The organism is Pseudomonas sp. TTU2014-080ASC, from assembly GCF_001446935.1.
GTDB lineage: Bacteria > Pseudomonadota > Gammaproteobacteria > Pseudomonadales > Pseudomonadaceae > Aquipseudomonas.
The window spans coordinates 431,361-443,886 of sequence record NZ_LKKK01000011.1 but is presented as its reverse complement, the minus strand read 5'-3'; the positions used below and the strand labels follow the sequence as shown (position 1 = coordinate 443,886).

The window sequence follows — 12,526 nt, the reverse complement described above, 5'->3', positions numbered from 1 at the left end:
GCATGGCCGTGCCTGAAATCAGCCGTTCGATGCTGAAAAATAGCTTGGTGCTCGGTGCCTTTGCCGTCCTCACGGTCGGCATCGTCGCCATCACCCAAGTCGGCACCGCCGGGCGCATTGAAACTGCCCAGCGCGAAGCCAAGGTGCAGGCACTGGCGCAAATTCTGCCTGCCGGTTCTTTCGACAATCACCTGCTCGACGCCGTACAGAACGTCAGCGACCCGCTGCTGGGCAACAAGACCGCCACACCAGCCTACCTTGCCACACTCAAAGGCGAACCGGTTGCCATCATCCTACAAGCCACTGCGCCGGATGGTTACAGCGGCAGCATCAGCCTGCTGATCGGGATTTTTGCCGATGGTCGTCTGGCTGGCGTACGGGTTATCAATCACAAGGAAACGCCGGGCCTGGGCGATAAAATCGAACTGGCCAAGGACAAGTGGATCAACAGTTTTATCGGCAAATCCCTGAACAGCCCGGATGAGTCCGGTTGGGCCGTGAAGAAAGACGGTGGCGAATTCGATCAATTTGCCGGTGCCACCATCACTCCGCGTGCTGTGGTCAAAGCCGTGCACAAAGCCCTGCAGTACTTCGACGCTAACCGCGAAACCCTGCTCAAGCCGCTGGAGCCGAACAATGGCTAGTTACCGCGAAATCGTCAGCAACAGTCTGTGGAAGAACAACCCCGGGCTGGTGCAACTACTCGGGCTGTGCCCGTTGCTGGGTGTCAGTAACTCAGTTGTCAACGCCTTAGGTATGGGGCTGGCCACCGCACTGGTGTTGGCCTGTTCCAACGCAGCCGTGTCGCTGATCCGTAATGCGGTGACCGATGCTGTGCGCCTGCCAGCGTTTGTGATGATCATCGCCGCGTTGACCACCTGCACCGAGCTGTTGATGCAGGCTTTCACCTACGAGCTTTACCAGATCCTGGGCATTTTTATCCCACTGATCACCACCAACTGCATCATCCTCGGCCGCGCAGAAGCCTTCGCCGCGAAAAATAAAGTCACCCACGCCAGCTTTGACGGCCTGATGATGGGGATTGGCTTTGGCCTGGTAATGGTTGTGATCGGTGCTGTGCGTGAGTTGCTTGGCACCGGCGCGCTGTTTGCCAATATGCAGCTGCTGTTCGGCCCAATTGCCGCTAACTGGCAGATCACCTTTGTCGAGGACTACAAAGGCTTCCTGCTAGCGATTCTGCCGCCGGGCGCGTTTTTGGTACTCGGCCTGCTGGTCGCTGCGAAAAATCGTATTGATGAGCACCTCGAAGCTAAAGCCAAACTGGCCGCAGAACCACAAACACCTGCTGCCAGCCGCCGTGTACGTGTGACCGGAGTGATTGAGTGAACGCAGCCAAACGTCTGGAAATTTTCCGCCGCTTGCATGCCGAAAATCCTGAGCCGAAAACCGAACTGGAATACAGCAATCCGTTTGAGCTGCTGATTGCCGTTACCCTTTCTGCCCAGGCTACCGACGTCAGCGTCAACAAGGCCACGGCCAAACTGTTCCCGGTGGCCAACACCCCACAGGCGATTTACGACCTGGGCGTTGAAGGCCTGAGCGAATACATCAAGACCATTGGCCTGTACAACAGCAAGGCTAAGAACGTCATCGAAACGTGCCGCCTGCTGCTGGAGCGCCACGGCGGTGAAGTCCCGCAAACCCGGGAAGAACTCGAAGCCCTGCCCGGCGTCGGCCGCAAGACCGCCAACGTGGTGCTCAACACAGCGTTCAGGCAAGTGGCAATGGCAGTGGACACCCATATCTTCCGCGTCAGCAACCGTACCGGCATTGCCCCCGGCAAGAACGTACTTGAAGTGGAAAAGAAGCTGCTGAAGTTCGTGCCTAAGGAGTTTCTGCTGGATTCACACCACTGGCTCATCCTTCACGGACGCTATGTATGCCAGGCACGCAAGCCCCGTTGCGGCAGCTGTATCATCGAAGATCTTTGTGAATACAAACAGAAAACATCGGATGATTGATTAATCCAAAGTCTTTTAATCATCCTGATTGAAAAAATCTTTTTTACCCACTCCAGTTTTGTCGCTATAAGGTCGGCAAATGGCCTGACAGCCTGGAGTGAGACAGATGACCACGGATAAAGAAGACCTCGAATTAGACGAAGACTTTGTTTCAGAAGACGCCGATGAGGCTGATGCCCCGATTGAGGTTGCTAAAACCAACCTGACCAAGCGCCGCATCATCGACAACTTCCTCGAAGAGCGCCGCCTCAACAAACAGCTTGCCGAATACGATTTCGATATCTGACCGGCACAAAAAAGCCCTGCCAACTGACAGGGCTTTTGTTTATCTGAGGCATCAGGTGTCCAGATGGCCCTCAATCAATTGCCGCAGGCGGTCACGCATTAGTCGTGTGTGAGCACCAAGACTGGCTACCGGGCTGCCCTGGAGCTGTTCTTCTGCCAGCTCTGCACCAACCCCCGCCAATGCCAGTGGGCAATCAACCGATATGGCCAGCTTGAACAACTGGCGCAACTGCGCCTGGGTGGGCGGAACAGTCGCCAGCAATATCAGCGCGCGCGGCTTAATGGCCTGGCAAACCACCGGTAACTCTTCAAGCGGCTGGCCAACCGGCAGGATGCTGATATGAGAGCTGTCGCCACCCAACAGCAAGCCGTGGACCAGCAACTCCAGCTCACGACACTGGTCCGGCAAAGCAGCCAGCAATACCTCTCCAGCGTCATCACGCCTGAGCAGTTGCAAACGCTGGATCACTCTGCTGCGCAGGAAGGCATCGTAGAACAGCCATTGGCTTAGCTGACCAAAAGCGGAATCGCCCAGCCCCTCTCGCCATACAGGAAGCAGGATGTCTTCGAAGGCCATCTGCAAGGGATAGGTGGCAAAGACCTGACCGTAAAGTTGCTCAAGGCGAACCTCATCAAACCCTTGCAGCGCCTTACGGATGCCGGCTTGCCACTGCACTGATTGGCTTTGGTCCGATGATGATTCTTCTGCTGCGGATGCAGAGGATCCGGCGGCCTCTTCCTTTCTGCGGGCGAGCAGACTACCCACCTTACTAACGGTTACGCCACGTTCGGTCCAGGTCATGATGTCGCGAATGGTGGCGATATCTTCCTGGGTATAAAGACGGTGCCCACCCTCAGTCCGGTACGGCTGAATCAGCCCATAGCGACGTTCCCAGGCACGCAGCGTGACCGGGTTGACGCCCGTCTGGCGCACAACCTCGCGGATGGGAAGCAAGTCGTCACTCAATGGAGGCTCAGCAACGCTCACCAGAGTCTCTACTCTTTCGGTCATGGAAAAATTAACCGCTACTTATAAGTGCCAGGCATTGTACAGGCGGCAACGACTCAGACGTGTCACACCAGTGCAATCTGTATGAAAACGCAGGATATACTCTGCGCCCACACCGGTTAAAGACGTAATCCGGTGCAGTATTCAGAGCAACGTTCACCTGATCGCGGTTCTACGAAGGATAAGAAGCAATGATCAACGCCAAGCTGCTGCAACTTGTAATTGAAGCCTCCAACGATGGCATCGTGGTTGCCGAGCAGGAAGGCGACGATAACATCCTGATTTATGCCAACCCGGCATTCCAGCGCCTAACCGGCTACAAAGTAGACGACATTCTGTATCAGGACTGCCGTTTTCTGCAGGGCAACGACCGTGACCAACCTGCCCTTGAAGTCATCCGCGAAGCGGTTCGCGAGCACAAGCCGTGTCGACAGATCATCCGCAATTATCGTCAGGACGGCAGCGCCTTCTGGAATGAATTGTCCATCACCCCGGTTTTCAACGAAGCCGACCGCCTGACCTACTTCATCGGCATTCAGAAGGATGTCAGCGACGCGGTCGCGGCTACGGAGCGAGTTCGTGAGCTGGAAACTGAAGTGGCAACGCTGAAAGCTCAGCTGGCGAAACTACAAAGCAGCACTGGCGCAAGCGAATAAAGCCAAGCCCACCTCCCCGTTCGCTGTTCCTCCCTGATCTGGTTGCTCTCAGCAGAGACAGCAACCAGATGCCCGCCGCCTCACAAGCAATCAGGTTGCTCCTGAGCCCGATATAGCAGCCCGTACGCAGGCTCCATCCCCGCGGCTATCCAACACTGGTCAAACCTCGCCCCACGGAAGCGTGTTTGTGCACGCCTATAAAATCTGTACAGGATCTGCATTTATTTATACAAGAATATTGACTTGTACAATTAATCGCATAACCTCATAAACCTGTACAACATTTTCATACTGTACAAGAAAGAGGTGCGTATGAGCGTTCACAACGGGTCGATCAAGATTGGAATCAGCGCCTGCTTGCTAGGCCAGCCCGTGCGCTACAACGGGGGACATAAAGCATCTGAATTATGTCGGGACGTCCTCTCACGCTATTTCGACTTCGTGCCCATCTGCCCTGAAAAAGCTATTGGCCTGAGCACACCCCGTCAGCCTATCCGGCTGGTCAGCCACCCCGAAGGCCCACGGGCCGTAGGCACGGTCGATCTATCACTTGATGTAAGCGAGTCCCTGACCAATCTGGGTAAGCAAACCGCAGAAGAGCTGGACGATATCTGCGGCTACATCCTTATGCAGAAATCCCCTTCCTGCGGGATGGAGCGGGTCAAGGTCTACCGCGATAACGGTCAGCCTGCTGACCCTGTCGGGCGTGGACTATTTGCAGCAGCACTGATGCAGGCGCGCCCGGATCTGCCGGTCGAAGAAGACGGACGCCTGAATGATCCGGTACTGCGGGAAAACTTCATCACCCGCGTATTCGTATACGCCGAATGGCAAAAGCTGGTGAAAGCAGGGATGAGTCGTCATGGCCTGATCCGCTTCCACGAGCGCTACAAATACCTGCTTATGGCTACCGCCAGAAAACAGTACAAACAGCTCGGCCAGTTGGTCGCCCAGTGCGGTGTCGTTGCGCTGAGCACTGTGGCTGCGCAGTACTTCTCGCAGCTGATGGCAGCTCTCAAACAGCCCGCCAACCGTGGTACGCACACCAACGTCCTGCAACACCTGTCGGGCTATCTGAAGCACGTGCTCAGCAGCGAAGACAAGCAGGAGCTGCAGGAGCTGATACAGCAATACCGTAAAGGCGTGGTGCCGTTGGTTTCCCCGCTAACATTGCTCAAACATCACTTTCGCCGCCACCCGGATGCCTACATCGCGCGTCAGGCCTATCTTCAGCCGCATCCGGAAACGCTCGGTCTGCGTAACGCACTATGAATAGGGATGAGCGTTATGTAGCGGGCGGGAAAGATAACGGAGATTTCCTGCCAATCCGCGAAGTTACCCGCCTGACAGGTGTCAATCCAGTCACGCTGCGTGCCTGGGAGCGCCGCTATGGTCTGATCCGCCCGCACCGGACCAGCAAGGGCCATCGTCTGTATGACGACAGTCACATACAACAGATTCGCGAAGTCCTCTCCTGGCTGGCTCGTGGTGTCGCAGTCAGCCAAGTCAGGGGGTTACTGCATGAAAAAGCAGCAACGCTGACAGATGACAGTATCTGGACTGAAGAGAAGCAGCACTGGCTGCACTGCATCGGGCAACTAGCCGAACGGCGTCTGGACGATGGTTTTAACCGCACGCTGGCGCTCTATCCGGCAGAAACCATGTGCCGCCACCTGCTGCTGCCGCTGCTCGATGAGTTGCAACAACGCTGGAGTGTTTTAAACAGCGCCCGAGTAGAGCAGGTGTTCTTCCTGTCCTGGCTGCGCAGCAAACTGGAAACACGTCTGTATCACGGCAACTGCCTGCATCGCGGCGCACCTTTGCTGCTGCTGAGTCTGTCTGATCAACACATGCAGCCGGGGCTGTGGCTGTGCGCCTGGCTGGCAAGCACCAGCGGCTGTCCTGTGCGGATACTCGATCAAGCCATTGCGCCTGCAGACATCAGCCGCAGCATTGCTCTGATCTCCCCGAGAGCTGTGATCTTTCATAGCGATCAGCGCGTAGCGCCGGAGTATTTGCGCCTCCTCGCCAACAAGCATGACTGCCCTCAACTGCTCTGTGGCCTTGCCGCCAACATCCACCACGGGGCGCTGTGCGAAAGCCTGCACCTGCACCTCGCTGACTCACCGCTGAGCGTCCTGCACTGCCTTCAGCGCCTCAACCTTATTGCGCGTTGTTAAGGAGACCCTTCATGCGTCAACTGATCTGGTTTCGCAGCGACCTGCGTGTTCAAGACAACACCGCCCTGAATGCAGCCATGCAGAGTGGCCAGGCCCTCGCGGTGTACTTCATCACCCCTGGGCAGTGGCAGCTGCACGACGATGCTCCCTGCAAAATAGATTTCTGGCTGCGCAACCTGAACAGCCTGCAAACCCAGTTGCAAACACTCAATGTGCCGCTGCTGATACGCCACGCCCACTATTGGAGTGACGCACCTGAGGTGATGGCGGATCTTTGCCGCGAGTACAGCATTGACTGTGTACATGCCAATGATGAATACGGCCTCAATGAGGTCCGCCGCGATAAGGAAGTCGCGGAGCTTTTGCGTGAACAAGGCGTGCAATTCAAAAGCTATCTGGACCAATTGCTGTTTCAGCCCGGCAGCATTCTCAACCGCAGCGGCAACTACTTTCAGGTGTTCAGTCAGTTCCGCAAGGTCTGCTACCAGCGCCTGCATATCGCCCTGCCCGCTCAGCAGCCTTTGCTCCAGGCTCAAGCCAGCACAGGTATCAACAGCGACCCGATTCCATCTGAAGTAGTCGGTTTCGCCAAACCCAGTGCAGCGCTGCAGAGCCTCTGGCCTGCCGGTGAACACGCTGCGCACCTGCGCCTGCAGCGCTTTGCCGATGAGTTCATGGAAGACTACGACCTGCAGCGGGATCTGCCTGCGATCCCCGGCACCAGTCAGTTATCTGCGTACCTGGCCGCTGGCGTGTTGTCGCCGAGGCAATGTCTGGAAGCGGCTTTGCTAACCAACCGCGGCGAGTTCGAAAGCGGCAATCCCGGCGTCGTCACCTGGGTCAACGAGCTGCTCTGGCGCGAGTTCTACAAACACATTCTGGTCGGTTTCCCTCAGGTCTCACGCCACAAGGCTTTTCGTTCCCAAACCGAAGCCATTGCCTGGCGTGATGCACCGCAGGAGCTAAAAGCCTGGCAGGAAGGCCGCACGGGTTTCCCGCTGGTTGATGCTGCCATCCGCCAGTTGCTGGAAACTGGCTGGATGCACAACCGCCTGCGCATGGTGGTGGCGATGTTTTTGAGCAAGAACCTGCTGATCGACTGGCGCGAAGGTGAACGCTTTTTCATGCGTCATCTGATTGATGGCGACCTCGCGGCCAACAACGGTGGTTGGCAGTGGAGCGCCTCGACCGGCACGGATGCAGTGCCCTGGTTCCGTCTGTTTAACCCGATTAACCAGTCTCGCCGATTCGACCCACAGGGACGCTTTATCCGCCATTGGCTGCCGCAACTGGCGGATGTGGACGACAAGCACATTCATGAACCGTGGAAAGCAGGCGACCTGTTTGCGCGGCCGGACTACCCGCAGCCGATGATTGATCTGAGCCTCAGCCGAGAGCGGGTCTTGCAGACCTTTCACAAACTTTCTGCTTTGGAGGTCCGTGATGCCTGAGTTCCTTCACCGTTTCGCTCATCAGTTTGCCGCGTTGAACGCCGGCAATCTGGAACAACTGAATGATCTGTACAGCCACGACGTGGTATTCCAAGACCCACTGCACAGCATCCACGGCCTGCCAGCTGTTAAGGACTATTTCGCCAACCTGTACGCCAATGTCAGCGATCTGAGTTTTGAGTTTGACCAGATCGATACTCTGGCGTCAGGCAAGGCGGGCTACTTGCGTTGGACCATGCAATTCCGCCATCCGCGCTTGCGTGGTGGCCAACCAGTGGTTGTGAAGGGATGCACCTATCTGCGCTGGCACACCAAGGTTTTTCTCCACCACGACTACTTCGACGCCGGTGCCTTGCTGTACGAGCACTTGCCGGTGGCTGGCGGGCTGATTCGCTGGCTCAAGGGAAGACTGCTATGAGCCGTATCTGGATCACAGGTGCCAGCAGTGGCATCGGTTTGGAGCTGGCTAGCCAGTTACTTGAACAAGGGCATCTGGTGGCTGTGAGTGCCCGCACGGTTGAACCCCTGCTGCGTCTGAAACAGGAATACCCCAATCAAGTTCTGGTTGTCGCAGGAGATTTGGCCGCCCCCCAAGAGGTAAATCGCATCGGTTTGCAGATCAGCGCCTGTTGGGGCGCGCTGGACCAGGTCATCCTCAACGCGGGGACCTGTGAATACCTGGAAGCCAGCCACTTTGAAGCGGCAATGATTGAGCGCGTAATGCGCGCCAATCTGTTCTCAGCAGCCTACTGCGTTGAGGCTGCGCTACCTCTGCTGCGCAACGCCCCCAAAGGTCATCTGGTCGCCGTTTGCAGTTCGGTCACCTACCTGCCACTGCCCAGAGCAGAAGCCTACGGTGCCTCCAAAGCTGCCATGCGCTATCTGTTCGACTCGCTGCGGATTGATCTGGCCGAAGAAGGAATTGACGTAACACTCGTCAGCCCTGGCTTTGTCGATACGCCACTGACACGCAAAAACGACTTTCCGATGCCTATGCGCTGGCCCGTGGAAAAAGCCGCCTCGCACATTCTCAAACAGTTGGCCAGACGGCCACTGGAAGTCGCCTTTCCCGCTCCATTTATCGCGGCAATGCGCCTGCTTGCGCTTTTGCCGAAACGCCTGCAACTCAAGCTAGGCAAACACTTGTCCCGCCCCACAACGGATAACCAGTCATGAAAATTGCCATTATCGGCAGTGGTATTTCAGGCCTAACCTGCGCCTATCTGCTCAGCCGCAACCATGAGGTTCACGTATTCGAAAGTAACAACTGGATCGGCGGGCACACCCATACCGTGGATGTTGAAGTTGCTGGCACCCCGTACGCAATCGACACCGGTTTTATTGTGTTCAATGACTGGACGTACCCGAACTTTATTCGCCTGCTCAAGCAGCTCGGGGTGGCCTCACAGCCGACCGAGATGAGTTTCTCAGTGCATGAACCGCATAGCGGCTTCGAGTACAACGGCAACAATCTGAACAGCCTGTTCGCTCAGCGCAGCAACCTGGTGTCTCCCGGATTCTGGGGCATGCTGCGGGATATCATCCGTTTCAACCGCGCCGTTCTGGATGACCTCAGCAAAGAGCGGATCGAGGCTACCACCACCCTGGGCCAATACCTCAAGGCCAACGGCTACGGGCAGCGTTTTATCGAGCATTACATCGTTCCGATGGGCTCCGCCATCTGGTCGATGTCCATGGCTGATATGCAGAACTTCCCCCTGCAATTCTTCGTACGCTTCTGCAAAAACCATGGTCTGCTGTCGGTCAATGACCGGCCGCAATGGCATGTCGTCTGTGGCGGTTCGCGCAGTTACATTCCGGCGCTTTGTGCCAATTTCCATGACCGCATCCGCCTGCTCTGCCCGGTTTACAGCGTTGCACGCGATAACAATGGCGTTGTCATCAACAGCGCCTGGGGAGCGGAACGCTTCGACAAGGTCGTCTTCGCCTGCCACAGCGACCAGGCCCTGCGCCTGCTGCGCCCCCCCTCACAAAGCGAATACGAAATTCTGCGGGCGATCCGCTATGCAGAAAACGACGTGGTTCTGCACACCGACACCCACCTGCTACCTGATCGCCGTCTGGCCTGGGCCAGCTGGAACTATCGCCTGAGCGGCTCTGACAAAGTGCCTGCTGCCGTGACCTACAACATGAACATCCTGCAGGGCATCAAGAGCGATACAACCTTCTGCGTCAGCCTCAACCAGACCCAGGCCATTGCACCAAGCAAGATCCTGCGGAGCTTCCAATATGCGCACCCTCAATACAGCCTGGATGCCTTGAAGGCCCAGACACGCTGGAACGAGATACAAGGGGTACACAACAGTTATTACTGCGGTGCCTATTGGGCCAATGGTTTTCACGAAGACGGCGTAGTCAGCGCCTTACGGGTTGCTGCCGCGTTCGGAGAATATCTGTGAACAGCGCCCTGTATAGCGGCTGGGTCGGCCATCAGCGGCTGCAGCCCCGTACCCATAGTTTTCGCTATCGCATCGGCATGCTGTATCTGGACTTGGCCGAACAAGCGGAGCTCCTCAACCTCACCTCATTGGCGGGCTCGTCACGCTGGGCACCCTTTTCCTTTCGTGAAACTGACTACTTGCCACACCTGACTGAACTGGGCATCCCCCTGATCGAGGCTGTTCAGCAATGCCTCAGTGAAGCGTTGGGCACACCACCGAAAGGACGAATTTGCCTGCTCACCCAACCCCGCAGCTGGGGTCTTTCATTCAATCCGGTGAGCATTTTTTACTGCTTTGATGAGGCCGGACAGCTCGCAGCCATGCTCTGTGAGGTCAGCAACACACCGTGGCGCGAGCGTTATCACTACGTGCTGCCTGCCAATGCCGAAGGTGAATCACGGCACCGTGTTCAGAAGAGTTTTCACGTCTCGCCTTTTATGCCTCTGGATCTGGAATACCGCATGCGCTTCAGCCAGCCCGATGACCAGTTGCGAATCACCATGCAGGACTGGCAAGGCCAGCAAAAAATCTTTGAAGCAGGACTGGCTCTTGAGCGCACCGAGCTGAACCGGCAAAGCCTGCACCGGCATCTACTCGCCTTCCCTTGGATGACCGGCAAAACCCTTCTCGCCATCTACTGGCAAGCCTTGCGCCTGCTACTCAAGCGCACCCCTGTTTTTAATCACGAAGCCGCCAACGGGCATTTCCGTACCGCCACTCTGGAGTCTCGTCATGAACAACCCTAGCTTGAACCCTGCGGCCACCAGCAGCGCCAGTTCCGCCACTGTAAGCACTCGGCTGCTGAAGCAACTCGTACTGCGTCAGCTCAGTAGGCTGCACCATGGCCACTTACTGATCCATTCGGAAGGCGAAACCCTGAACTTCGGTGACAAGGCCTCTGCACTGAAGGCTGAGTTGAGCGTGCAACACAGCGCGTTCTGGTCGATGGTGGCCGGCAATGGCTCCATCGGCGCAGGAGAAGCCTATGTACAAGGCTACTGGAGTAGCCCGGACCTGACCCAGGTGATCAGGCTGTTTGCAGCCAATCTCGACCTGCTGGATGGCGTTGAAAACGGCCTCGCCCGTTTGCGCCGGCCGATCATCAAAGCCCTGCACTGGCTCAACCGCAATACCCGTGATGGTTCCCGACGCAACATTTCGGCCCACTACGACCTGGGCAATGCCCTCTTCGAACAGTTGCTGGACCCAACCATGATGTACTCCTCGGCCATCTTCCGTAGCCCCGATGACACACTGGAACAGGCGCAACTGAACAAGCTGGAGCGCATCTGTCAGAAGCTTGATCTGAAGCCCACTGACCACTTGCTGGAGATCGGAACAGGCTGGGGCAGCATGGCGCTGTATGCCGCTACGCATTATGGCTGCAAGGTGACCACAACCACCCTATCCCGTGAGCAGTACGCCTACACCCAGAAACGCATCGAGGAACAGGGCCTGCAGGACCGCATCACCCTGCTGCTTGAGGACTACCGAGACCTTAAAGGCCAGTACGACAAACTCGTCTCCATCGAAATGATTGAGGCGGTGGGCCACCGGTTTCTGCCCACCTATTTCAAGCAGTGCAGTCGTCTGCTCAAAGACGGCGGCCTGATGCTGCTGCAAGCCATCACCATCCGCGATCAGCGCTATGAACAGGCTAAGAAATCTGTCGATTTTATTCAGCGCCATATCTTCCCTGGCGGTGCACTTCCATCCGTGACGGCCATGCTCAACTGCATTAACACGCACACGGATATGAACCTGCACCACATGGAAGATTTCGGCCTGCACTATGCGCGAACACTGCGCCACTGGCACGAGAACCTGCGCCGCAGCCGCAACACGCTGGAAGGCCTCGGCTACGACGAAACCTTCTATCGCCTGTGGGAATTCTACTTCTGCTACTGCGAAGGCGGCTTTATCGAGCGCAGCATCGGCACCGCTCACCTGTTACTGGCCAAGCCCGGCGCGCGTCCGCAGCCATTTGGGATCAGTGCGTGAGCCCCCGCAAACGACTGTTCCTCAATGCCGGGCTGTTCCAGCTCGGCTGGCTGGCCTGCGTATTTGGTGCCAACCAGCCGGCGTGGCTAATCGTTGCCGTGCTATGCCTGGGTATACACCTGCTTGCGGTTGCTGAGAACCGCCGGGAGGACTGTGCAGTGATACTGCGCGTGGCGGCTGCCGGATGGATTGTGGACAGCGCTCTGATGCACGCAGGGCTTTTCGACTTTGGCAGCAGAGCGATCCTGCCCATCTGGCTCATGTTGCTTTGGCTGCTGTTTGCCAGCACCCTCAGATACAGCATGGCATGGTCGGCCCGGCCACTGTGGCTATGCTGCGTACTGGGCGCCTGTTGCGGCCCATTGTCTTATCTGGCTGGGGCACGCCTGGCAGACGTCGGACTGCCTCTGGGTGAGCCATTGAGCCTAGAGCTGCTGGCGCTTATCTGGGCTGTCTTGCTGCCAGCCTTGCATCGTCTGGCAGCAAAAACCCCAAGATGA

Annotated in this window: 15 protein-coding genes; 14 read left to right on the top strand and 1 reads right to left on the bottom strand. The window is 57.0% G+C overall.

Annotated elements, in window-relative coordinates; translation table 11 throughout:
• The first annotated feature begins 2 nt into the window (after positions 1 to 2).
• From rsxG to AO726_RS12455, 4 genes are all read left to right on the top strand, one after another.
• A complete protein-coding gene (gene rsxG, locus AO726_RS12470; RefSeq protein WP_058068394.1) occupies positions 3 to 644 on the top strand; it encodes an electron transport complex subunit RsxG in 642 nt (213 codons plus the stop codon).
• Positions 637 to 1,347, top strand: coding sequence for an electron transport complex subunit E (locus AO726_RS12465; protein WP_058068393.1), 711 nt, complete (start codon positions 637 to 639; stop codon positions 1,345 to 1,347). The genes rsxG and AO726_RS12465 overlap by 8 nt, the downstream gene beginning before the upstream one ends.
• The gene (gene nth / locus AO726_RS12460; protein WP_058068392.1) at positions 1,344 to 1,982 is read left to right on the top strand and encodes an endonuclease III; all 639 of its coding nucleotides are present in this window, start codon (positions 1,344 to 1,346) and stop codon (positions 1,980 to 1,982) included. The genes AO726_RS12465 and nth overlap by 4 nt, the downstream gene beginning before the upstream one ends.
• Positions 1,983 to 2,088: 106 nt before the next feature.
• Complete coding sequence (locus AO726_RS12455; protein WP_058068391.1) at positions 2,089 to 2,268, top strand: PA3496 family putative envelope integrity protein; 180 nt, start codon at positions 2,089 to 2,091, stop codon at positions 2,266 to 2,268.
• Positions 2,269 to 2,319: 51 nt separating this feature from the next.
• Here the strand turns inward: AO726_RS12455 and AO726_RS12450 are convergent, their stop codons facing one another.
• A complete protein-coding gene (locus AO726_RS12450; RefSeq protein WP_058068390.1) occupies positions 2,320 to 3,279 on the bottom strand; it encodes a MerR family transcriptional regulator in 960 nt (319 codons plus the stop codon).
• A 188-nt stretch (positions 3,280 to 3,467) separates the two neighbouring features.
• Here AO726_RS12450 and AO726_RS12445 point away from each other — a divergent pair, with 188 nt between their 5' ends.
• The 10 genes from AO726_RS12445 to AO726_RS12400 all read left to right on the top strand — a co-directional run bounded on the left by AO726_RS12445 (position 3,468) and on the right by AO726_RS12400 (position 12,526).
• On the top strand, positions 3,468 to 3,932 hold the full coding sequence (locus tag AO726_RS12445; RefSeq protein WP_058068389.1) for a PAS domain-containing protein: 465 nt from the start codon (positions 3,468 to 3,470) through the stop codon (positions 3,930 to 3,932).
• A 312-nt stretch (positions 3,933 to 4,244) separates the two neighbouring features.
• Positions 4,245 to 5,204, top strand: a complete 960-nt coding sequence (locus tag AO726_RS12440; protein WP_058068388.1) for a YbgA family protein — start codon at positions 4,245 to 4,247, stop codon at positions 5,202 to 5,204.
• Positions 5,201 to 6,112, top strand: a complete 912-nt coding sequence (locus AO726_RS12435) for a MerR family transcriptional regulator (RefSeq protein WP_058068387.1) — start codon at positions 5,201 to 5,203, stop codon at positions 6,110 to 6,112. The genes AO726_RS12440 and AO726_RS12435 overlap by 4 nt, the downstream gene beginning before the upstream one ends.
• A gap of 11 nt (positions 6,113 to 6,123) precedes the next feature.
• Positions 6,124 to 7,563, top strand: a complete 1,440-nt coding sequence (gene phrB / locus AO726_RS12430; protein ID WP_058068386.1) for a deoxyribodipyrimidine photo-lyase — start codon at positions 6,124 to 6,126, stop codon at positions 7,561 to 7,563.
• Positions 7,556 to 7,981: a nuclear transport factor 2 family protein gene (locus AO726_RS12425; protein ID WP_058068385.1), complete on the top strand. Its 426-nt coding sequence runs from the start codon at positions 7,556 to 7,558 to the stop codon at positions 7,979 to 7,981. Before phrB ends, AO726_RS12425 begins: the two co-directional genes overlap by 8 nt.
• The gene (locus tag AO726_RS12420) at positions 7,978 to 8,739 is read left to right on the top strand and encodes an SDR family NAD(P)-dependent oxidoreductase (RefSeq protein ID WP_058068384.1); all 762 of its coding nucleotides are present in this window, start codon (positions 7,978 to 7,980) and stop codon (positions 8,737 to 8,739) included. The genes AO726_RS12425 and AO726_RS12420 overlap by 4 nt, the downstream gene beginning before the upstream one ends.
• Positions 8,736 to 9,983, top strand: a complete 1,248-nt coding sequence (locus tag AO726_RS12415) for an NAD(P)/FAD-dependent oxidoreductase (RefSeq protein ID WP_058068383.1) — start codon at positions 8,736 to 8,738, stop codon at positions 9,981 to 9,983. Before AO726_RS12420 ends, AO726_RS12415 begins: the two co-directional genes overlap by 4 nt.
• Positions 9,980 to 10,771 carry a DUF1365 domain-containing protein gene (locus AO726_RS12410; protein ID WP_058068382.1) on the top strand — a complete coding sequence of 264 codons (792 nt, stop codon included), beginning with the start codon at positions 9,980 to 9,982 and terminating at the stop codon, positions 10,769 to 10,771. Before AO726_RS12415 ends, AO726_RS12410 begins: the two co-directional genes overlap by 4 nt.
• Positions 10,758 to 12,026 (top strand): SAM-dependent methyltransferase, encoded by a 1,269-nt coding sequence (locus AO726_RS12405; protein WP_058068381.1) that lies wholly within the window; start codon positions 10,758 to 10,760, stop codon positions 12,024 to 12,026. The genes AO726_RS12410 and AO726_RS12405 overlap by 14 nt, the downstream gene beginning before the upstream one ends.
• The gene (locus tag AO726_RS12400) at positions 12,023 to 12,526 is read left to right on the top strand and encodes a DUF2878 domain-containing protein (protein ID WP_058068380.1); all 504 of its coding nucleotides are present in this window, start codon (positions 12,023 to 12,025) and stop codon (positions 12,524 to 12,526) included. Before AO726_RS12405 ends, AO726_RS12400 begins: the two co-directional genes overlap by 4 nt.

Coding starts and splice junctions, on each gene's coding strand:
- AO726_RS12465 (WP_058068393.1), top strand. CDS start 637: ATGGCTAGTTACCGCGAAATCGTCAGCAACAGTCTGTGGAAGAACAAC.
- AO726_RS12445 (WP_058068389.1), top strand. CDS start 3,468: ATGATCAACGCCAAGCTGCTGCAACTTGTAATTGAAGCCTCCAACGAT.
- AO726_RS12405 (WP_058068381.1), top strand. CDS start 10,758: ATGAACAACCCTAGCTTGAACCCTGCGGCCACCAGCAGCGCCAGTTCC.
- AO726_RS12450 (WP_058068390.1), bottom strand. CDS start 3,279: ATGACCGAAAGAGTAGAGACTCTGGTGAGCGTTGCTGAGCCTCCATTG.
- AO726_RS12435 (WP_058068387.1), top strand. CDS start 5,201: ATGAATAGGGATGAGCGTTATGTAGCGGGCGGGAAAGATAACGGAGAT.
- AO726_RS12455 (WP_058068391.1), top strand. CDS start 2,089: ATGACCACGGATAAAGAAGACCTCGAATTAGACGAAGACTTTGTTTCA.
- AO726_RS12425 (WP_058068385.1), top strand. CDS start 7,556: ATGCCTGAGTTCCTTCACCGTTTCGCTCATCAGTTTGCCGCGTTGAAC.
- rsxG (WP_058068394.1), top strand. CDS start 3: ATGGCCGTGCCTGAAATCAGCCGTTCGATGCTGAAAAATAGCTTGGTG.
- phrB (WP_058068386.1), top strand. CDS start 6,124: ATGCGTCAACTGATCTGGTTTCGCAGCGACCTGCGTGTTCAAGACAAC.
- AO726_RS12440 (WP_058068388.1), top strand. CDS start 4,245: ATGAGCGTTCACAACGGGTCGATCAAGATTGGAATCAGCGCCTGCTTG.
- AO726_RS12420 (WP_058068384.1), top strand. CDS start 7,978: ATGAGCCGTATCTGGATCACAGGTGCCAGCAGTGGCATCGGTTTGGAG.
- AO726_RS12415 (WP_058068383.1), top strand. CDS start 8,736: ATGAAAATTGCCATTATCGGCAGTGGTATTTCAGGCCTAACCTGCGCC.